Raw genomic sequence first — 21869 nt, 5'->3', positions numbered from 1 at the left:
TCAATGAAGGCGATAATATATAAAAATTTCGGGAACGTTACCGCAAGGAAGCGATTTTGTTACTTCTATCACGTTCAATTGTGTTAATTACAGAAAAATCATTAACCAGCGCACATTTGAATGGTAATGAGAAACAGGCATTGAAATTCAGCCTTATTAACAGGTGGCATTGTGGCAGAGACGTTGGCTCAACGTCTTTTATAGATTGTCTTGTGGTTAGAGCGCACAAAAAACTTCATAGAATCAGTGAGAGCATTGGCTCCATGCATTTTAATATCTACAAAACTCATTTTTTGAACATAAATGAGTTTTGTAAAATCCAATAATCTTGCTCATGGTCACATCGGTTTCGAAAGGCCACTCATTACCAAAAAGTAATCAAGCTAATGTAGTCTAATGCATCTCAACGTTATTCTCTTTGGCGACTAGTAAGTATTTAATTTGATGTTGAAAATCTGCCTCAATTATCTCTTCTCGACCTTTGGACATAACGGTGTCGTAAACCATGTTTACATATTCATACGGCAGATATTTATCAAAAACATGAACTATATCGTCGTTAATTAAAATTTCACCGTAACAAGCTAAGTCTTCATCAAACGTATTTTGGTAACAAGATATTTTAGAACTATCCCATCCAGAGTAAAATTTGACACTCTTGACATCGTCATACATCGCAATGAATAACTTTTCGATTCCAAGCTTTCCTTCAGCCTCAAACCTCGACTCAAAGTTAACATAGCCGATAGCAATACCTTCATTAGAAGCTGAGTAATCTTTATTAACTCCGTAGTGGACTTGGTTTTCTCTAAGTTTAGAATTGCCAATAGCTTTCCAAGTTAGGCGGTTCCCATCAATATTTTCACCAAATGTAAGCTCTTCTTTGACCTCAATAATTTGGTTCGCCAATTGGTAAGTTAAAGGCAGGTCAAGATCCGGAACGTTAGTGGCAAGACTTAGACCTTTCCTGCTATGTTTTTCGTAAATTACCTGATGTTTTCTTGGCTCGGAGTGAGAGCTTACAACTATCCATCCGCTTTCTTCAGTAGATGGGTTAGTTGATTCGGAGTTACAGCCCAAAATAAGAAGAGTTGACGCGCTAAACAGTACAGTTTTTAAGTACATAGTGAGTATTCAAAGTTAATTATTTAGTGGCATTATCATTTAAAACAATATCATGGGCAATAAAATCATACTTTAATACCTCAATAGTTATTCTATTTCGAAGTTAATATTTTTGATTAGCTAAATTGCTAGGTTAATAACTGAGAACGATGCCAGAATGAATTACGTGTTCTAACTCTATACTTAATCATACAAATCCGGCAGTGCGAAACGAATAAAGTGAACGTGTCAAAAGCCCGAATAGCGTTACCCAACAAAAACGCCCTTCACATAAGTAAAGGGCGTTTGTTATTTGAGATTTTGATTAGCGAGCTATAACACCAACCCACCATCAATCTTGAGCACTTGTCCGGTTATAAACGCACTTTTATCAGACGCTAGAAACGCAACGCCATTGGCAATGTCTTGCGCCGAGCCCATGCGTCCCAGAGGCGTTTTACTTTCCATCATTTGAATGACTTTTTCAGGCAAGCTCTTTGTCATGTCGGTAGCGATAAAACCTGGAGCAACACAGTTGACTCGGATTTGAGCGCCTTTTCTTGCTAACTCTTTCGCCCAGCCTTTGCTCATCGCTATCACGCCACCTTTACTCGCGCCATAATTACTTTGACCAATATTGCCATCCGTTCCCACGATAGACGAAATACTGACAATACTGCCTGCGCCTTGCTCTAGCATGACAGGTGCAACGCGCTGGGTGAGTAAAAACACCGCTTTTAGGTTCACTTCGATAACGATGTCCCAGTCTTGCTCTAACATGTCTGGCAGCAGTGCATCTCTCGTTATCCCGGCGTTGTTGACCAGAACATCAATGCGTTGATGTTTCGCGACGATGCGGTCGACCACTTCACTTACCGCTGCGGCCTCACAGAGATTCACTTGATAACTTGAAAGGTTTGGCGACTGACTCCACTCCACAAGCGAGATATCTAGCCCCACGACGTGAAATCCATCTTCGAGTAATTGTTCGCAAATGGCCTGCCCTATACCGCGAGCAGCCCCTGTAACGACGGCGACTTTTTCGTCTTTCATCTTGGTCTTCCTTAAATGTTGAGAGTACAAATCTTGCTTGCTCCTAAGCGCTTATCGTTATGTGGCTCTGTGCTTCTCATACGCAAAGGGGTTTATTTAGATAATGAAACTATAGGAATATTCTGGAAGTAGGGTGTGAATGAATCAAGACAACTTGATGATGTTTCAGCCCGTATTATTCCTCGAATCAAGATAGAAATACGATGGGGAGTCCTAAGCCTTTGAAGAAAAGAGAAAAAAGCACCAATGACGCCAGTGGTGCTTTTGAGTAAGTGCCGTGTTAATGCTTTGCCTCTAACAAGACGTGCCTTTTGAACGGTGGGAGCAGGTTAAATATCACTCCGATGATAAACAACGTAATAACAATCGTCGCACCGCTCGGTAAATCATACTTTGCAGAAGCTGCTATCCCCAGCAGAATACCAATTGTTCCGATACCTAAACTGGCGATTAAAAAACGTCTACCTTTAAGACTTGCGGCGCACAAAGCTGGAATCACAAGCAAGGCAAACTCCAAGTAAATTCCTGTCAGTTTGACGGTGATAGGCATCAAAATAGCGAAGATGAGGTAAAAACCGCTACCATGCATAAACTCCGGTTTCAGCGTTAGCAGCAATAACATTGCCCCCGTAATTGCAGCCAAAGGCCAAACATCTTGCCATGTTGACCATAGTAGCTGGCCATTCAAGATCCCTTGAATAAAATCGGCACCGTGTGGGTCTTTGCTAACCAGTAATACTGCCAATGAAGCGGACACAACAAACAAGCTGCCGATCATCGGTTCTAGGTGAGGATGTTTACGCTTTTCAAGCGCAGCAATAACACCACAAAGCACCAAAGACATCATCCAAGGACCAAGCATGCTGCCAAGCCATGATTCGGATAGCCAAGGAGAACCAGCATACCAAGAAGAAGAGTTCAGCCAATAGTTACTTAGCGCTGCTCCCAATGCTGCGACCTGAGCAACCGCCAGATCGATAAAAATGATCTGCCGCTGTAAGACTTGCTGCCCAAGCACAACATTCCCAACTAGCGCAATTAATCCGCACAGAACGGCTGGCGCCAACCAAAGGTATTCACCCATAATTAAAATTTCACTGAACTGGGTGATACCAACGTGGCGAGCAGATCAGTGATCACCTCATCATAGAGATCATCTAAACTTTGCTGTTTTGAGACCGTCAAAGGTAACTGCGCTACAGGCTTATCCGTTTGTTGCTGTAACCACATCGCCGGACGTTGATCTTGATGAGATGAAAACACAATAGCGTCAAACTGTTTGGCATCCAATTGAGTTAAAGATTGCAGATGTGAGGTCGTTGGCGATATCCCCGGTTTCGGTTCAAGATCCGCGACTTGAACCATACCTAGCCAATCAAACAAGTATCGGTAGGTGGAGTGATATCCAACGACCCGTTTCCCCTGTAATGGTTGAGCTTTTTGTTCCCATTCATTGAGCTTTTTTTGCCACTGCGCGCGAAACTTCATACCATTAACTTGGTAACTTTGTGCGTTGTCGGGATCAATCGCTTTTAAGCGCTCCGTTACTTTGCGAGATAATGGAATCATGTCATTTGCCGCAAATTGAACATGTGGGTTTCCGTGCGCATGAATGTCCCCCATGCTGCGGTCAACATGATCATGAGAGTCCAACATACGCACGAAATCGGTCGCATAAATCATGCTTTGAGCACCATTTTGAACGGCACTATTGCCACTTCGATTTTGAAGCATCGGCAACCAACCTACCTCCAACTCAGCGCCAGAGCACATCGCCATGTCAGCTTGGCGCATCTTGGCAATCAAAGACGGACGAGCTTGAACATAATGCGGATCTTGCTTAGCCGTGGTTGCTGAGTAAATGGTGGCGTTTGGGGCATGACTTTCAAGAAAAGCTTTCCATTCAGGCTCACAAACGAAAATGTTGAGAGCCAAAGCAGGCGAAGAGATGATGGCAGATCCCGCCGCCACCATCACTAAACTGCATTTACTTATCGCAAGTTTAGAACGCATGTGCACCGTGCGCTCCAAATGTCATTACGTATTGTAGAGTAAACACGTTGTCTGTTTCGCTGTCTTGGTTATCAATGCGAGTGAATTGCGCACGGATCGTACCGAAATGAGAAGAATCCCATGCGATCATCGCATCCATCTCTTTATCATTCAGTGCTGTGAAATGCATGTGATCGCCGTGTGCGTGGCCATCATAACTTTCTGCTTCGCCGTAACGTAGGCCTGCAGACCAACTTGGGTTGAAGCGGTAAACGCCCGAAACATAGTATGCGCTTAGGTTGTCTGGTGACTCTGCATCGTTCTTGTATTTGCTGTCTACTACACCGTCTAACAACATGTATTCCGCAGATAGCGTGAAGTTGCTGTACTTGTAGTTACCATCTGGTGCCCACTTCCACACAAAATCTGCGCCGTATAGGTTCGCACCCGTTACAGCCGCAGCGTGGCTGTGGTCATGTTCTTCTTCGTGACCATGGTCGTGATCTTCGAATTCTTTAACTTTGCCATTTTCGTTACGCAGGTAGCTTAAACCAAACTGCCAACTGGAAGATTCAGAGAAATCATTACCAAGCTTCATCGTTGTCGTGTAAACACCAACTTTAGAGCCACCTTCAACAGAAGACATCTTGTTGCCGCTTAATGCTTCTACACCAAACTTCACGTAAAGATCGGTTGGCAGAACGATGTTTGCGCGTACACCGTCATCATAGTAATGCGAACCAAGGAAAGTACGGTAAGCAATTGGGCGTTCAACGAAACTGTCAGTGTGCATGTGTTGATTGTTGAGGTAACCGAAGTCAGATAGGAATCGGCCCGCTCGCACGTTTACACCGTATGGCAATACCAAAGTTTCGATGAATGCTTCTTCAAGCTCTAATTCTGTCTCATCGCCATGACTTTCAAGAACAGCGGTCAACGCACCGTGAAACTTGTCGTCAATATTTGATGATAAGTTCAATTCCGTATGGCCTAGGCCAAAGCCCTCTTCGCGCTCAGAATTATGACGTTGACCATCTTGGTAGTAGCCATCAACAACAACACCAATCTGTGGGTTCGATAATGTATCGGCAAAAACAGGGGACGCAAAAATGCTACCGATCGCGAGAGAAACCAATTTCTTATTCACTACTTCTTTCCTTTTGTTATGTTATAACATTTAATTTTGCGATGTTATAATATAACAATTATCATTACACAAGCAGAAATTTAACTCGGTTCCGACTGCTAGCTCGTATTCAATCCCTGATTTTGACTATCAACAAGTGAATCAATTGATGTTTTTTATACGTATACTATTGAGAGTCAATCATTAGATAAGTAACGGAATTTCAGTATGTTGAATATGGATTTCTCGAAAAGAATCGTGATAGAAACAGGTGAACAGGTGTGGATCGCCAGCCCTTCCAAAGGCGTGTGGCGTAAACCTTTGGAAAGAGAAGCCAAAGAATCAGGGCACACCACCAGCGTAGTGAAGTATGAGCCAAACTCGCACTTTTCGACTCATCCTCATCCTCACGGAGAAGAAATATTAGTGCTCGAAGGAGTGTTCTCTGACGAAGATGGTGACTACCCTGCTGGAACCTACTTGCGTAACCCTCCTGGAAGTCAACATGCGCCCTATAGCAAAGAAGGCTGTGTGATTTTAGTTAAACTAAATCAATTCAATTCTGATGATCTTGAAACAGTTCGCATCAACACGAACGAAGCGAATTGGTTACCTGGCATCGGTGGGCTGAAAGTCATGCCATTGCATGATTTTGAGCATGAACATGTCGCATTGGTTAAATGGCCGAAAGGCGAGAAGTTTCAAGCACACCGTCACTTTGGTGGTGAAGAAATTTTTGTGTTATCGGGGGAATTTAAAGACGAGCTAGGAACCTATCCTCCCTACTCTTGGATACGCAGTCCACATATGAGTGAGCACTTTCCTTTTGTAGAGCAAGAAACGGTCATTTGGGTAAAAACAGGCCACCTGCCACTCCAAGCTCCTGCTCAGCAATCCTAATGTTGGAATACTTGGCATCGTCCCTTGAAACTAAAATCGGCTCGTAGATTACGAGCCGATGATCATTGCGTCGCTAAGAGCCCATAATTCTCGAGTGGAGCCAATCTTTGAGCTCAGCTCGATTATGTTTTAACACGTTCATTTCGTGATCATCAATCGGGCTTCCTTGCAGTTCTAGTACGCGGATTTCCTTATCTAAAGCATTGTAGTTTTTAACGGTTTCAGCAAATGATGCATCGTTTTCGGCAAGCTGAGTAATGGTATCCAAATGTTCTGGGAATTCATGAGTTAATGAGTGATTTTCACCTAACATAGAGACCTCTTGGCTAGAGTTATTGATGTATATCTCCGCTCATTTTTTGAGCGACACATTCTTAACCATAGCACTTCATTGAGCACAATATCGTCGATTTGAGCACACTTTTACTGAACGTCTTAATGATGGTTCGTCACTGTTTTCCACCCGGTAACTCCGCTCGTTGTTATTCTGTACTTTGTCAATAATCGGCTACATTTAATACACTTCTCATAAAAAGGTACATCTAATGAACAGCATGAAAATTGGCCTAATCAGTGCATCAATAGCCGTTGCACTTATTGGCTGTAATTCAGACAGTGACTCTGTCAGTACAATGACTCCTGTTACTTTGTCTGTATCAGATGCCCCTATTGATGACGTATCAGAAGTGGTGATCACATATAACAAAGTTGCATTTCTTCCTCTGGATGGTGGCACACCACAAGTATTCGATGTGTATAAAACAGACGAAGAAGGCAATCTGGTCGACGAAGATGGTAACCCCCTTCCCGAAGGTGAAGATCCACTCTCACTAAGTGTTAACTTACTCAACTTCCAAGGCAGTGACGCGCAGGAATTGGTGGATGATGAACTGATACCAACTGGTAATTATAAACTCTGCGTGTTTGCTAATGATGGCGATCATCCAAACTACCCATCGTATGTGATTGACGAAGCGACAGGAAATCAAATCCCACTGACCGTCAAAGGTGATGGTGCTTGCCCACAAGGTGTCGGAAAGGATCCTGACTCTGGAGTACTGTTTTTTAACAACACCTTTGCAGTCAACCCTGACAATAATGAGTTCGTAGTTGAATTTGATCTGCGCCGTGGCTTAAAAGACGGAACAGGCAAAAACGAAGGCTACAGCATTCAACGCACCTCCGTCACTTTAATTAACACGGTTACAACGGGGGAGATTCAGGGTGATGTCGCAACATTGACCTATCAAAGCTGCGAAACGGATACCCCAAGCGCAAATGGATATGCGCACGCGGTCTACTTATATCAAGGAAATATCGCTGAAGAAAACATGGGGCCATTTGCCGGCGCAGAAGGCCAAGCAATGCCAATCGCAGCAGCGAACGTGGTTCAAGACGTTGATGATGCAAATTACGAGTACGAATTCGGTTTTGTAGAACCTGGTACTTACTCGGTCGGTTATACCTGTACGGCAAATGACGATTCTGAAGAAGGTATTGTCGCTGGCGAAACTTTCAGCATTTATCAATCAACTAGCGGACTTAACGTATCCGTTGGTACTAATACAGACGCAAACTTTTAAGATCCCCTAGAAATGGCAGAGTCAGCACAAGCTCTGCCTTTTCTTCATGGCGTTCTTGGTCAGCTCTTTGCTCACCACAAATCGACTCACACGATAATACGTTCGTTTTCATCCTTAGAAGAAGCTAATGGGTAGATAGAAATCCAGCTCAAACGCCTCATCGTGGCTGAGAAAGTGATTTTTATGATAATGGACATAAGCGGGCGTAGAACGCTGTTTAAAGCCAGAGTTAGGCAACCACTTCTCTAATACCATACTCAGTTGAGGAAGAAGCTCACCATATACGCCCGTTAAGCGAAAGACGGCATGTAAACCGCCTGGGATGGTCATTTGATTCACGACGCCACGCACTTTGAGCGGCGTATCAATCTCCATACAAGCCACATAGCGACACTTGTCGAGTTCTACCCAAGCAGGGTTGGAGTGATGCAAGCCGTATTGAACCGAAAAGTCCCGATTCTCTGAACTTGCCCACGCTTTCAAAATCAGCCACGCATTGCGAATGGAACGGTTATAGCCCTCATGTCGAACATACGCCGCAAAGCGTTGTGGAACCTCCATAATTTTAGGTTCTGGCAACTCGCGTTTCGCAACACGATGATAACCCGCAGCCACTTCCGGATCCTTCAAATACGGTTTTTCTGCGACTTGTAAATCATGCTTTCGCCACGCACCAGGTGACATAGCGAACGTCGCTTTAAACGCTCGGCTAAAAGAAGATACCGAGCTAAAACCGCACTTGTTAGCAATGTCTAACACCGACGAGCTGGTATCAAACATCAGTTGATTGGCGGCGTATTCCATTCTTGTGCGGCGGATATATTGATGGACAGACTCCCCTACCACATCTTTAAAAATACGATGGAAGTGTTGCTCAGAATAGGCTGCTACATCTGCTAGCTCTTTAGCTGATAAATCTCTGCTAATGTCCTGATGAATGTAAAACAGCACGTCATTGATTCTGGAAACTTGTTGATGACTCACGGAGTAAACTTTTGCTTAAATAGCATAAATGGACACGTTTAACAGCATAAATGGACACACTAAGCTTGGCAATTTACCTATACTATTTCTGACATAAAAAAGACAATTACGAGAAGCACAGCACATGGAAATCGCACAGTCATTACAACAAACTAAGTCATCCTACATTCGAGAGATCCTCGCAGCAGCGAGCGATAAGAACGTCATTTCTCTTGCGGGTGGCTTACCGGACGAAAAAACCTTCCCGATCGACTTAATGAAACCGACGCTCGAAAACCTCGCGAACATGCCAGAGGTATTTCAATATGGCGCAACAGCAGGCTACGCACCGCTACTTAACTTTTTGACCGATTATTATCAGTTACCAGAATCTCATTTGGCGATGATCACAACGGGTTCTCAGCAAGGGCTAGATTTGATTGCGCGTGCGTACGTGAATCCGGGCGATAAAGTGGTGATGGAAGCACCAAGCTACCTTGGTGCTATGCAAGTATTCGGTTTAGTGCAAGCCAACATCGTGACCGTTTCACAAACCGAGTGTGGCCCAAACCTTGAAGAACTCGAGCAATGCTTTGCCACGCAGCAACCAAAAATGTTCTACGCCGTGCCCGATTTTCACAACCCAACGGGCGTATGCTGGGCGCTAGAGACTCGCCAAAAAGTTGCCGAGCTTTGTATCCAATACGACGTGGCATTCATTGAAGACGCACCATACCGCGAGCTGCGTTTTTCTGGTGAAGCACTGCCGCTGGTTTCGGATTTCTGCCCGCAGCACTCCATCGTGTTGCGCTCTTTCTCCAAAATCGCCTCACCAGGCTTGCGTATTGGTGTGGTAACGGGCAAACGCAGTTACCTTGAGCCACTCATCAAAATCAAACAAGGTGCCGATCTGCACTCTAGTATTCCTATGCAAGCTTTGCTGCATGGTCTACTGCAACATGACAACTTCGAAACGCACATTTCAACCATCTGTGCGCTTTACAAATCGCGTTACGATGTCATGTTTACTGAGCTGCAAAAACAGCTGCCGGAAAGTTGCGTACTCAAACCTGTCGATGGTGGTATGTTTGTCTGGGTAGAAATTCCAGAATGTGACACGTTCGAACTTGCGAAGACCCTTCTCGCAAACTGGGTTGCTGTAGTGCCAAGCCCGGTATTTTATCCGGAAGGTTCAAAGGTAAAAGCCGCTCTGCGTCTTAACTTTACCAATGCAACACCAGAAGAACTGACGACTGCTGTCACTCGACTTGCGGATGTACTCAACGCTTTGTAATTAAGCGCATGCGTTAGAATCTGCCTTTGAGATTCGAAAAAGTCTCAAAGGCAGCATCAAAAAAGTTCCCCAAAAAAATTTATATTTTTCTCTCAAATCAACTCTCTACAGTAAGTGCCTGTTTTCTCTTGATCCTCTCACTCATATAAAAATGAGAACCTAATCACGTATTTGATGGTTAGAAAAGTTACGTCTATCTTTCAAACAAAAGACATCAACTTCGCAGCATTAATGTTCTCAATTTCAGACACTTTACTCAGTCGTGGCTTAGCGATTGAGAAAACGACTAGAAAGCATCTGCGGGCATACCCACTACGAAGGATTGACCAGAACCATTCTGAATGTCGCGAGCCAATCTTTTGATTGGCAATTACGTCAGTGAATCGCACCAAATGACAGAGGGGTTATCAGGATGAACACTCGAACCACGACAGGACTCGTCGCCACTGGCTGGTCCGTTATCTTTTCACTTTTTACCGCATTCGCCACGTATGCGAATACGTCTCCAAACTGTAGTGATGTTTTAGCGGGCAACACAACTGCCGTATCGCAAAAAATGATGGTTTTACTGGGCGAAGACATCACTAAATCCAACCGCATCACCACGGTGATTCCAGCCGAAAACAATCCATTTGTGACCGAAGCACTGGTCTCGGTTTCCAACGACGTGTCACCCAATGGACGTTTGCCACAAAAGACATTGGAAGAGATCAGAAAAGTACGCTCAGATTTGGAAAAAGCCGCACAGGAAGTGAGCCGATTACAAGGTACTTTTGAAGTCGCATTTGTTAGCTTGATTGATGGTTACTGCCAGTTCTCGAACCACGAACTTACTCAGCATGCCAAAATCGACTTTGACCATTTGGAAGGTCTCACGTTGTATTCAATCCCCGCTTTGTTAGCAATGGTGGATCAATCCTACGCCATGGCAGAAAATAGAATTGCTAGCGAGCAGGAACAGTTAAGCAACATCGAGAAAGAACAACAGAGACAGAAACAGCAAGCCAGTGCTGCCGCAGCAGCTCGTTACCAAGACGGTAACGTGTTGGTGAAAGTCGAGAATTTTGATGGCTCTAATGTGACGTTTTCCGTCACTAACGTCGGTTCACAAGGTTCATTACAGCCAAACTTCAACACGTTTAATGCCTATCGCACCGAAAGCGGAGAGCTAGTGTATAAATCGGAGTCTTTATTGAACTTAGCAGATACTGCGGGTAATACGCTTGAAACCATGGGAATCGCAGAGCTCTCATCACGAGGGGGAAACAACTTGTCAATCTCTCCGGGTGAAACCCGAAAATTCGTCACCAGTATCGCGTCAGAAGTCGCACCACACGCACAGTTAAGCTTAGAGTTCCCAGCCAAAGTATTAAATACCGAACAAGACTTCACGCTGTCGTTTTCTGACACGACGGCTGTGGCTACAGCGAATGTAAATTAGCTGAAAAGTGCTCATCACAACGCGCACAGACGTAAACTTGTTGTTTGGCAGCAAGAGCAAAGACAGGCACATTTCGCCTGTCTTTGCTTTCGGAAAAGTAAAATTATGGCTGTTTGCACTTATAAGCATTGGCAAACATGGTAACCGATGTGGAGAAGTCCAACGGCTCATATAAATACAATGTATCTGCGCCCAAATCTGCCGCTTTGATGCGCATTTGGTTTAACGTACCCCAAACCATGTCTTTATCTGCGTGCAGCCAATAATCATAAAAGTGCCCTTCCGAGCCAATTACCGTTCCCATTAGCTCACAGTTTTCAATCGCATTCACGTTGTCCCAAAGCACTTGGACTTGCTCAGATTCTTGGGTCGGGAACGTCACACATCCCGTCAATGATGCCGCTAACGCAAGACACATCACTCGCTTTTTCATAGTCATATCGCCTAAAAATTATTTAGATGGCGGATTTTATGAATTGCTTATGTGATGACCAACAAAATATTTCTATCGCCCCTTTAAATAGAAATAATGGAAGCGAAGAAAACTCTAAAGGCAGCGTATACCGCTAGTAATCACATGGCATCTAAGATAAAACAGTAGCGATAATATACGGATGAGGAATAGAGTTTGGTTTCTAAAAACAAGCTAATTCGCTATACGGCTACGGAAGTCGCTGATGCATTTGAAAAAGAAGATGAGCTCATTAAACAAGTTCAGTCCAACCAACTCTCGCAAGTGCTATTACTTTGGCAAGTAAAAAGCCCGACGCTCGTGCTTCCCGCAGGTAAAAAGTGGCCTATTTCTAACGAGTTAGAACATGCGTTAAATGCGTCTGGCTGGAAACTCTTTTCCCGTAAAACTGGTGGTGCCCCCGTCCCTCAAGTACCGGGTATTATTAATCTATCCCACATCTATCACTGGCCAGACGGTGAGCCTTACGACATCAAGAAAGCGTATCTCGATTTATGTGCGATATTAACGGTTTTCTTTAAACAGCTCGGCGTGAAAGTGGATGTTCATGCTACGCCTTATTCCTACTGCGATGGCGAGTACAACCTCAACATTGGCGGGCAAAAAGTCGTGGGAACCGCGCAGCGTGTTTTACTTAAAAAAGGCGGCGGACAAGTGGTATTGTCACAAGCATGCATTCTGATTGATGCCGACGTCGAGAAGATTGTCGAACCAGTACGAATGTGTAATCAGCTTTGTGGTCACAGCGATGATATTCGTGGCGATGTCCACACACCGCTCTTCAATCATATATCCGACCGCCTCTCGATAGATTCACTCTTTCAGCAACTGACTAGCGCGTTTTTAATGCATGCTAAAGGCCACTAAAGGCGCGTTAACAACCAAAAGGAAAGGAGCTTTTCGCTCCTTTCCTACTCAATCAACCAACGTTAAAAGCGAACTTCCACTTCGACCCCTTCAATCCATCGACTTTTTTCCAACGGCTCATCAAAGCTCAGTGTGACTTTTAAATAGGCAGGCTGCCCTTCAAATGGGCTTTGAAGTTCCGAAGGCAATTTGTTCACAACCTCAACCGGCTTCGATACCGTCGCATTAAACTTTCGACCATCAGGAAATACGACTTTTGCTTTGGTTTCCATATTGCTGTATTCGAGGTATTTAGGATTTAGAAAAGCCGTAATTTCAGGTGTCACGTTGCGAGCAATCGTGAGCAATGGCGTATTTTCCGATACATTTTGCCCCTCATGCACATGAATATCGAGTACACGACCGTCCATAGGAGAACGGAAGGTGAGATCTTCTTGTTGAGCACGCTTTACTACCAGCTCACGCATTAAAGAACGATACTCTTGTGTCACTGGACCAGCCAACTCTAACTCTTCCAAGTTACGCATCGCATCCACATAAGCAATTTTCTGACTGCTTAACTGATTGCTCAGTGAGTTATTCACACTCACAATAGCCGCGTAATCCACCTCAGACACTTGCCCTTTCTTTCTGTAAAGGTCGTATTTTTTCTGAATATCACGGACCTTCTTCAAGCCTTCGGCTGAGCTTTCAATAGCACTTTTGTATAGCTCATCAGTACTTTGCACCTGATTTTTAGACAGTTTCACCAGCTCATCTTTAATGAAATCAATCTCTTTATTCAACGCATTATCTTTTAACAACAGCAGCGCTTGATCCTGAGTCACTTCCGTACCGACATTCACAGGCACTGGCCCAACAATCGCAGAGCGAGTTGCCGTCACCGTAAGTGGATGTGACGTGATAATAGCAGGCGCCGTCACTAACACTTGCGTTCTAAACAAGTAATAAGCCATAAACAAAAGCGGACTGATTACAATCGCTAAAATCAAGTACCAACGGAGACGATAACCGCCACGCTTTGCCTGTCCGTAGACGACTTTCATCCCGTTCTCAGACTGCGGTTTGTTTTTCTTATCTAAGTGAAAGTTAACTTTCATACTAAAACTTTTTACCTCGCTTCAATACCCACCAAGGTGCCATACTCGACTCTTCATGACTTCTCCTCACAACTTCATTAACCATTGAGAAAGCGGTAATCAAACGCATGAAAAACTGGTAGACAGGGTAAAGAAATAACCATTTCGCTGACTTCAAATCCTCTTTTTTTCTCTCTGATACAAGCCCAATGTAGACAACAAAAATCAGAGCAGATAAAAAGAGGTAGACAAAATAGAGCATTAGCATCAACGCCAATACAAATTTAAGTGGATAGACAATCACCATGTACACGCTAAATATCACCACAAGCAGCGGCAATAAAACGTTTTGAATCACGCCATAAGCCAAAGTGAATAAGAAGTTTCCCCAACCAAGTAACCGTGGAGACAACCCTTCATTGTGTTTACGCAAAAACAAAAACAATAAATCGCCATCCCAACGCAGCCGCTGCAATACCAAACCTTTCAACGTATCTGGCACATCAGTATGGCCGATGGAGTGCGTCGAAAAGGCCAATTTATTATCAGGGTAACGACGTTTGTATTGCTTCAAGCGCATGGTTAAGTCGAGATCTTCTGCGGTATGCGTATCCCAGCCCCCCACTTGCTTAAGCAGGTTCTTACGAAACGCTCCGAAGGCGCCAGAAATGTTATTGAGCACTCCCCATGTCGCCATCCCCGTTTTACCGGCTTGCATTGACAGCATGTACTCCAAGGATTGCATTTTGGTCAACAAGTTGGCGTTGTGGTTGCGAACTCTTAACGCACCACCGCTCGCAATCACATTTTTATCCGCAAACTGTTTCATCATGGTGAAGACCATGTCGTTATCGAAAGACGTATCTCCATCCACGTTAATGACGATTTCACCACTAGCCATTGATAAGCCGGCATTCAGTGTTGAAACCCGGCCTCCTCGTTGCCATTTGGGCAACACGCGCACTTTACGATTACGAACGCCTGCATGCTTTTTCTCACCATTTAACGCGGCTTGATAGGTATCTTGGTTTTGTACCGCCCCATCAACCACAGCAAGTACTTCAATATGACCTGGGTAAACTTGCTCAACTAACGTATCGATAGTGATCCCAATCGCGTCACCTTCACCATAACAAGTAATAACGAAACTCACTGAAGGAAACCGCTTTAATTCTGGATCTTCTTGCGCATATGACCAACGAAATATCCCTGTTAGCACCAGCAAATATAGAGGTAGCTCGATAATGATCATGACAGGAAACAGCAATAGCCATAACTCTTCATTGTGAAGTAGCATGCCTCGAAGATAGTCGAGCAGAACGAGACTATCTTGCAGCATAAATCTCACCCATCAGCGATTCCATCCAAACAGAAACACCGTCTTCAATGATCGGATCGGGCAGGTCCCAAGCAAAGACATCCAACTCAAACTCTTCGTCTTCAACAAGCTCACCCAGATCCGATAATTTTTGCTGTAAAATGGACAGGCTCGCGTTGGTCGTATTTGGCATTAGGACAAGCAGCACATCCTGTTTGTACTGGCAACAGATATCGGTATCTCTAAACAAGCCGCTAAGACGACGCGTCAGTTGATCCATCAATGAGAATAATTTTGCATCGCCATATTGCTTACCGTATTCATCGATCGTCGGTAAATGCAGTCCAAGTAGAAGGTGCTGTTCTTTGTGCCTCAGCGCGACTTTATTTAACCATGCAAGCAAATTTTGGAAAAAGCTGACTTCCACTTTGCCTTTGATCGATAGTTCAGGAGCTTGAATGGACTTACCGTGTTGGAAAATGTATTCACCCACTTCACCAAGTCGATATTGGTAAATTTTACGGACAACAAGCTCTTCAACTTTGATCTTTGAGTCACAACTTAAACATTGACTGATCGTCGCCGCTTCAACAAATAAACTGGAGCAACTATTACAAACGTGGTTTTCAAGCGGGCGGTCATAATCAACGCCGATATGGCGCAGCTGGGTCAAACATTTAGGGCACTCGAGCTTTCCACGGCGCTGAAAGCTGTGTTGTTCACCAACATGGCCACAAGTGAAACAGTGCAAAGAGCTTTGAGAGTCGATATCGATGCTGCTGCAATCCGGGCACACCTCTACATAATTCAAGTGTCCGCTGTTGCAATGAGAACAAACACGAATTCTATCGATCAGTACTTCCGCTTCTAATACTCCGCGACCTTGCTCTGAGAGCACGTATCGATAAGTCGAATAAATATCAGGAAACAACATATCGATGATTGGGTACGAATAAACCGACATAGACTCTAAACTTTTTAAAGCAGTCACTCTTCGCTGACGATTGACCCCAAGCCAACCAATCAAAGGGTCTAACACTTCCGGTTCATCAATGGCATCGAGCTTATTTTGAATAGATCGCCAAATTTTTATTGATTCTCTAACTTCAAATACACCGTCGGTAACGCATCGAGAATAAGGGGTTTCCACGGAGACATAAACCGCCCAAGACCAACGCCCTTTCTCCTGATAAAACGCTTTCAGCGCGGTATCTATTTGGTGTGGATCTTGATAAGCAATACACACCATGCCACCGAGTCCCGTTGCCACCTCATCAATATGATTAACCAAAACCATATCTTCAGCTAACTCACTGACAGGCTGTTCACCAACCCAGTAGAAATTGTTATTTATTGACGACATTTTATTAGTTCTCACAACCACAAAATTAATTCATAACATCAGAAATATAGAACTTGCAGTAACAAAGCACTCTAGGTAGACAAGCCTTGCCACCGTTAAATACAACAATAGAACAAATATTTAGAGAGCTTTAACTCAGGCAGTAAAAGCAGAAAGATCTCTGAATAAAGTGTGAAGGAGGCCGTGAGTAGAGAAATCGGATAGCAAAGCGCATAGTACAACCTTTGTTAGCAAGCTGGGATAATAGTGCGATTTGATGCTGAATGAGATCCTTGCATTCACATCAAGCTCATTGTTTTATATCAGTCGATTCCTTTCTGCTCAGCATTTAACCACACCGACATGTATCAAATCTGAGACTTGGTAATACTTTACTAACTAATTTCCATTAAAATTGAGTGGCAAAACACTGAATAACATTCAATCATTCTGATTATTTATCAAACAAGTACTTTTAAGCCGTTTGAGTGATTAATAATCACCATTTGTCTCGCTGTTTTTTCCGAAAGAACACGTAACACATTCAAACTACAGAATGAATCTACGTCACTTTTCTATGCTCTTTTTTGTTCAAAAAAGAAATGAGATCCGGTTCAAATATTTATCCATAACAGAATTAGTTGAAGCCAGCGCGTAAAAGCCTCAGAATGTCGCACTTTTCGTACCGATTTGTTTTCGGCGCGTTGTTATCTAACTCTACAATTGAGAATCATACATATGGGTTTTACCTCTTTAGGTCTATCTGCTCCAATCCTTAAAGCTATTCAAGAAAAAGGCTACGACACCCCTTCGCCAATTCAGGCAAAAGCAATTCCTGCTATTTTGGAAGGGAAAGACGTAATGGCAGCAGCGCAGACTGGTACAGGTAAAACTGCAGGCTTTACGCTACCGATTCTTGAGCGTTTATCGAACGGCCCTCGCGTTCGTGCTAACCAAGTTCGTGCACTTATCCTGACGCCAACACGTGAGCTTGCGGCTCAGGTGCAAGAAAACGTATTTATGTACGGCCGTCATCTTCCACTAAGCAGTGCGGTTGTTTTTGGCGGTGTGAAGATCAACCCGCAAATGCAGCGTCTTCGCAAAGGTGCGGATGTGTTGGTCGCGACACCAGGCCGCCTAATGGATTTGTACAACCAAAATGCGGTGAAGTTCGACCAACTGGAAGTTCTGGTACTGGATGAAGCAGACCGCATGTTGGATATGGGCTTTATCCGCGACATTCGCAAAATCCTAGCCCTGCTACCAAAACAACGTCAGAACCTACTTTTCTCGGCGACTTTCTCGGATGAAATCCGCGACCTTGCGAAAGGCTTGGTGAACAACCCGGTTGAGATTTCCGTTAACCCGGCAAACTCGACAGCGAGAACGGTTGAGCAAAGCATCTACCCAGCAGACGTGAAGAAGAAAGCACCGATGTTGGTTAAATTGATCAAAGACGGCGATTGGAAGCAAGTGCTGGTGTTTACGAAAACGAAACACGGCGCAAACCGTCTGGCGAAGTTCCTTATAGAACAAAACCTACCTGCTGCTGCCATCCACGGCAACAAGAGCCAAGGCGCGCGTACCAAAGCACTGGCGGATTTTAAATCGGGTGAAATTCGTGTGTTGGTCGCGACGGACATTGCTGCACGCGGTATCGATATTCCTCAATTGCCGCAAGTGGTGAACTTTGAACTACCTAAAGTGGCAGAAGACTACGTTCACCGTATTGGTCGAACTGGCCGTGCTGGCGAAGTAGGTAAAGCGATTTCACTGGTGTGTGCGCTAGAAGCATCTGAGCTGTTTGCGATTGAACGTTTGATTCAAGAAGTGCTACCACGTAAAGAGTTGGAAGGTTTTGCGCCAACCAATGTAGTGCCAGAATCTAAACTGGATACTCGACCAATCAAACCAAAAAAACCTAAGAAGCCGAAAAAACCAAAAGCGCCAAATGCTGCGGGTGAAAACGCTCCAGCAACCGAAAAGAAAGCAGGCAATGGTGCAAACAAACCTAAACGTCGCTTCAACGGTGGTAACAACGGCAACAAAAACAGCACCAATCAAGGTGGTGCGGGCAAGCCTAAAGGTAACCGTGAAGGCCAAGGTCGTGCACACAGTAAACCAGATGACCGTAAACCTAACGGCAACAAGCCAAATGGCAATAAACCGAATGGAAATAAACCAAACGGTAGTAAGAGTGGCAACGCTGGTAAACCGTCAGGTAACCGCAAGCCAAACAATGCTAAGCCTGCAGGAAACAAACCGTCAGGTCAGCGCCGTAAGCCTCGTCCGCAAACTGCAAACTAACCTGTAAACGGCCTCCGATAGCAAATACAACAAAGCCGCTGATAATCTCAGCGGCTTTGTTTTTCTTAGAACACAGTTTTTAGAACGCAGCTTTGTTAAAACAGCCTACATTAAAGGTGTGATTCGAATATCTGCGATTTGAGCTTCGTTCTTTTCACCCTCAATACCACCAGCGTAGATGTAGGTTTCATTCGATGTGAGGTAACTCATATTGAAGTGGTCCTTCAGCGCGATCTGATAGGTTTTCCCCTGCTCCAACGCCACTTCAATTGGCGTTGAGTAACGCATACCTTGGTTTTCACCAATATGGCCCATCTGCAAGTAACCTTGACCAACCACTTTACCTGCATCATCCAATACCTCTAACAATTTCACGGTGTTCGTAATGCCAGTATTAAGTTGCCCTAGGTTATTGTTGTACCAAGCATCGAACTGGTAAGTGCCCGTTACAGGAGCTGTAAACGACTCTGCACCCTTTACGATGCCACTGTCTTTGCTCACCGTAACCACTGAGACATTGTCTTTGAGTGGCTGATATTCGCCAGCAAGTTTGATGCGGCTCTCTTCACCGACACAAACTGGTTGGCTTGGGTTAGAACGGAAGCCTTTATCGTTAATGCTTTCAGCCAAATAACAAGCAAAACCTGTTGGCGTATCGGAATAAGATTGAGCAATCACGTTCTTTTGAATCAGCTCGCCATTGCGATACAAGTTCACGTTGTACTTGCTCGTCACGTCAATCGAAACCGAATTATCAACGCTTTTTACTACCAGTTTTGGCTCTTGCGGAGAATAAACGCGGCTGTCTTCACTCACATACGGTTTCACACCAGAAACTAAAGTAATGCTGCTATCTACATTCACAAGCGCGCCCAGTGTCACGTGGAAATGCCCCTCTTCGTCCATCGTGACATTTTCAACTGGGTAGTAGCCTGTTTCATCTTTGCTTACTTCAGGCAAGTCAATCGTTACCGAGTAGTTCTTTCCTTTGAAGGCAAAGTTTTCCAACGTGATTTGTTCAGACTGAGCCAACAAGTTATTGCGCACCCAACTTGTGATAAATGGCTTCACTTCCAACTTACCTGTTTCGGTATGGATGCCAAATAGGGTCTCTACCACCATGTTCAAGTAGCCACCCACAGACCAAAGCTGACGCTGAGAGTTAATCACTGGGCCATCCAAGCTCGGATCTTCGCCATGATCACTATGGATGATGAATGACTTACCAGAAAGCCACTCTAAGTTTTCCATGTTGGATAAATTGGTCGCTGTACCACGAACCAACGATTGAATGGCATTGTTCGCCGCAGCCACGTTTTGTGTTTGATGCGCGGCGCGCAAGCTGTACGCGGTAACAAATGGCCAAATTGCGCGGTTATGGTACACAGGCACATCCGGTTGTTGAGGGAAATAAACCGGCACGCCAAACTCACTGTGTGGGTAATTGGCCATGATTTGTTTCGCCTGCGCATCACTTGCCACGCCACTGATGATCGCAAGTGCTTCGCCCAACATGTCGTATTTGTCGACCGCGATGTCTTTGCCATTATCAAACAAATAGCTTACGTACATACCGCGTTCGGCATTCCAAAACTGCTCGTTGATAGCGGTTTTTAACTGCTCAGCCCAATCGGTGTATTTGACCGCGTTGGTTGAATCGTACTTCTCTGCCAACTTAGCCGCGAGCTGAATCGCGCGGTAGTGAACCACGTTTGTCGATAACGCTTTACTGCTCCCAATCGCATTGACATCGTTTGGCGTCCACGTTGAGTAAGTTTGCTCACGCCAATCGAGGAAGGATTGTTCGCCAGTGTATAAACCGGACTTCGCATCAAAAGCCGCCAGGCGATCGGCTTCAAGTGTATTACTGATGGCTTTATATGCGCGCTCAGCAAACTGGTTGTACTCTTCTCCATCCAATGCCGAAAGTAAGCGTTCTGCACCAAGCGCCCAAGTCGTGCGGTCGGTACTGATTGGCCAGCTGCCGCCAGTGCCCGTGTCTTGCACAATCTGCTCGCCATCATATTGCTGATCAGTCGTATCGCGGAAAGCAGACAATTTAAAGTTAAGACCATTTTGCACGCGAGTTGGATTCATCAATGCAAGCGAAAGGTCTGCTGCGTACGCCAAATCACGCGTCCATACGTAATGCCACTTCGCGCCCGTCTCAAAAACTTCCGCTTTGATTGGGTTGTTGTAGTTGTAATTGCCGTCTTTGATTTCAGAAACGGCAAGCTGGTCTAGCTCTTTCATCGTCAACGCAAACAACGCGTCAAACGCGACATCACCCGATAGCACTCGCGGCCCTGTTTGCTCATTAATCACTAAGCCTTGGTCGAGCGCATCACGCAATTCTGTCGTCGTTGAAATACCAAATTCACGCAGCTCAGCTTTAGGATCTTTCACCGAAAAAATCACGGTATCACTCGAGTCATCGTAATTGGCGAACAGTTTCACTTCTTTATTCTGATGCCCTTCATGCACCATTGCAGGGTCGAGAATCGCATCAGAGTAGTATTTTTCCGCTTCTTCTTGCGTTGCTTTCGTCACAGTCATTGTCGCGCGACTTTCATCGGCAAAGCTCACAGAAAACTTGTAATACCCTTTGTCTTCAAACGTGATCTCAGAGTTACAATCATCGTTCATACACGCTTCATTCGTGTCTGGTTTTGGCAGGTACTCCTGAGCTTTATCGAACGCCGCGGGCTCCTCAAAATAGGTGTATTGGATCTGCCAACCCGGATCAGCAATCTTGAACTGATTGCTACCTCGAGCGACGCGCAGTACGGTTTCGTACTCGTTATTACCCAAATAGTTTAGCTTGGCATGCTCTGCCGTGCCCCAATCCCCATTTAAACCACGTAAATATAAGTCGGCTGAAATAATTGGTTTGTCGACCGGCACAGGCGCATCAGAAGAATCTGATCCACATCCAGCAAGACCAATACAAGACGCGACAGCAAGCGCAATAAAACTCGGTTTCATGTTCATCCCTTAGATTGTTGTTTTGGCGACAGTCTAAAGAACA

General features: G+C 44.7%; 18 protein-coding genes. 6 read left to right on the top strand and 12 right to left on the bottom strand.

Annotated features, from left to right (window positions below; translation table 11 throughout):
- Positions 1-393 precede the first annotated feature (393 nt).
- The 5 genes from MSG33_RS01335 to MSG33_RS01315 form a co-directional block, all read right to left on the bottom strand.
- On the bottom strand, positions 394-1125 hold the full coding sequence (locus MSG33_RS01335) for a hypothetical protein (protein WP_012842374.1): 732 nt from the start codon (positions 1123-1125) through the stop codon (positions 394-396).
- 312 nt (positions 1126-1437) lie between these two features.
- The gene (locus MSG33_RS01330) at positions 1438-2157 is read right to left on the bottom strand and encodes a beta-ketoacyl-ACP reductase (RefSeq protein WP_248379533.1); all 720 of its coding nucleotides are present in this window, start codon (positions 2155-2157) and stop codon (positions 1438-1440) included.
- A 280-nt stretch (positions 2158-2437) separates the two neighbouring features.
- Entirely contained in the window at positions 2438-3241 is an 804-nt protein-coding gene (locus MSG33_RS01325) for a metal ABC transporter permease (RefSeq protein ID WP_248379530.1), read from the bottom strand.
- 2 nt (positions 3242-3243) lie between these two features.
- Positions 3244-4170, bottom strand: a complete 927-nt coding sequence (locus tag MSG33_RS01320) for a zinc ABC transporter substrate-binding protein (RefSeq protein WP_248379528.1) — start codon at positions 4168-4170, stop codon at positions 3244-3246.
- On the bottom strand, positions 4160-5296 hold the full coding sequence (locus tag MSG33_RS01315) for a hypothetical protein (RefSeq protein ID WP_248379526.1): 1137 nt from the start codon (positions 5294-5296) through the stop codon (positions 4160-4162). The genes MSG33_RS01320 and MSG33_RS01315 overlap by 11 nt, the downstream gene beginning before the upstream one ends.
- 207 nt (positions 5297-5503) lie before the next feature.
- Between MSG33_RS01315 and MSG33_RS01310 the strand changes: the two genes are divergently transcribed.
- Positions 5504-6175 (top strand): cupin domain-containing protein, encoded by a 672-nt coding sequence (locus tag MSG33_RS01310; RefSeq protein WP_248379523.1) that lies wholly within the window; start codon positions 5504-5506, stop codon positions 6173-6175.
- Positions 6176-6248: 73 nt separating this feature from the next.
- Here MSG33_RS01310 and MSG33_RS01305 read toward each other — a convergent pair whose 3' ends face one another.
- Positions 6249-6488, bottom strand: a complete 240-nt coding sequence (locus tag MSG33_RS01305) for a YdcH family protein (RefSeq protein ID WP_005392770.1) — start codon at positions 6486-6488, stop codon at positions 6249-6251.
- A 232-nt stretch (positions 6489-6720) separates the two neighbouring features.
- Between MSG33_RS01305 and MSG33_RS01300 the strand changes: the two genes are divergently transcribed.
- On the top strand, positions 6721-7758 hold the full coding sequence (locus tag MSG33_RS01300) for a DUF4382 domain-containing protein (protein ID WP_248379521.1): 1038 nt from the start codon (positions 6721-6723) through the stop codon (positions 7756-7758).
- A 114-nt stretch (positions 7759-7872) separates the two neighbouring features.
- Here the strand turns inward: MSG33_RS01300 and MSG33_RS01295 are convergent, their stop codons facing one another.
- The gene (locus tag MSG33_RS01295; RefSeq protein WP_237308746.1) at positions 7873-8742 is read right to left on the bottom strand and encodes a helix-turn-helix domain-containing protein; all 870 of its coding nucleotides are present in this window, start codon (positions 8740-8742) and stop codon (positions 7873-7875) included.
- Positions 8743-8866: 124 nt separating this feature from the next.
- Here MSG33_RS01295 and MSG33_RS01290 point away from each other — a divergent pair, with 124 nt between their 5' ends.
- Together MSG33_RS01290 and MSG33_RS01285 are read left to right on the top strand one after the other, a co-directional pair.
- On the top strand, positions 8867-10015 hold the full coding sequence (locus MSG33_RS01290; protein ID WP_182018749.1) for a PLP-dependent aminotransferase family protein: 1149 nt from the start codon (positions 8867-8869) through the stop codon (positions 10013-10015).
- Positions 10016-10427: 412 nt separating this feature from the next.
- Positions 10428-11456, top strand: a complete 1029-nt coding sequence (locus tag MSG33_RS01285; RefSeq protein ID WP_134645462.1) for a hypothetical protein — start codon at positions 10428-10430, stop codon at positions 11454-11456.
- Between the two features lie 103 nt (positions 11457-11559).
- Here the strand turns inward: MSG33_RS01285 and MSG33_RS01280 are convergent, their stop codons facing one another.
- Positions 11560-11889, bottom strand: coding sequence for a DUF4156 domain-containing protein (locus MSG33_RS01280; RefSeq protein WP_005392758.1), 330 nt, complete (start codon positions 11887-11889; stop codon positions 11560-11562).
- A 195-nt stretch (positions 11890-12084) separates the two neighbouring features.
- Between MSG33_RS01280 and MSG33_RS01275 the strand changes: the two genes are divergently transcribed.
- Positions 12085-12795, top strand: coding sequence for a lipoate--protein ligase (locus tag MSG33_RS01275; protein ID WP_248379518.1), 711 nt, complete (start codon positions 12085-12087; stop codon positions 12793-12795).
- Positions 12796-12857: 62 nt separating this feature from the next.
- Here the strand turns inward: MSG33_RS01275 and MSG33_RS01270 are convergent, their stop codons facing one another.
- The 3 genes from MSG33_RS01270 to MSG33_RS01260 are packed head-to-tail and all read right to left on the bottom strand — an operon-like array spanning position 12858 to position 16555.
- Positions 12858-13895, bottom strand: coding sequence for an HlyD family efflux transporter periplasmic adaptor subunit (locus tag MSG33_RS01270; RefSeq protein WP_248379515.1), 1038 nt, complete (start codon positions 13893-13895; stop codon positions 12858-12860).
- 1 nt (position 13896) lies between these two features.
- A complete protein-coding gene (locus tag MSG33_RS01265; RefSeq protein ID WP_248379513.1) occupies positions 13897-15213 on the bottom strand; it encodes a glycosyltransferase in 1317 nt (438 codons plus the stop codon).
- Positions 15200-16555 (bottom strand): diguanylate cyclase, encoded by a 1356-nt coding sequence (locus MSG33_RS01260; protein ID WP_248379511.1) that lies wholly within the window; start codon positions 16553-16555, stop codon positions 15200-15202. Before MSG33_RS01260 ends, MSG33_RS01265 begins: the two co-directional genes overlap by 14 nt.
- A 717-nt stretch (positions 16556-17272) precedes the next feature.
- On the opposite strand from MSG33_RS01260, the gene MSG33_RS01255 reads away from it, so the two are divergent.
- Positions 17273-18841 (top strand): DEAD/DEAH box helicase, encoded by a 1569-nt coding sequence (locus MSG33_RS01255; protein WP_248379506.1) that lies wholly within the window; start codon positions 17273-17275, stop codon positions 18839-18841.
- A gap of 105 nt (positions 18842-18946) precedes the next feature.
- Here MSG33_RS01255 and MSG33_RS01250 read toward each other — a convergent pair whose 3' ends face one another.
- Positions 18947-21826 carry an amylo-alpha-1,6-glucosidase gene (locus tag MSG33_RS01250; protein WP_248379504.1) on the bottom strand — a complete coding sequence of 960 codons (2880 nt, stop codon included), beginning with the start codon at positions 21824-21826 and terminating at the stop codon, positions 18947-18949.
- Between the last annotated feature and the right edge of the window lie 43 nt (positions 21827-21869).

The sequence above is a fragment of the Vibrio sp. 1CM7H genome (assembly GCF_023161645.1).
Classification (GTDB): domain Bacteria; phylum Pseudomonadota; class Gammaproteobacteria; order Enterobacterales; family Vibrionaceae; genus Vibrio; species Vibrio diabolicus.
Note: the sequence above shows the minus strand (reverse complement) of the source record. Positions and strands in the feature narration are given on the sequence as shown.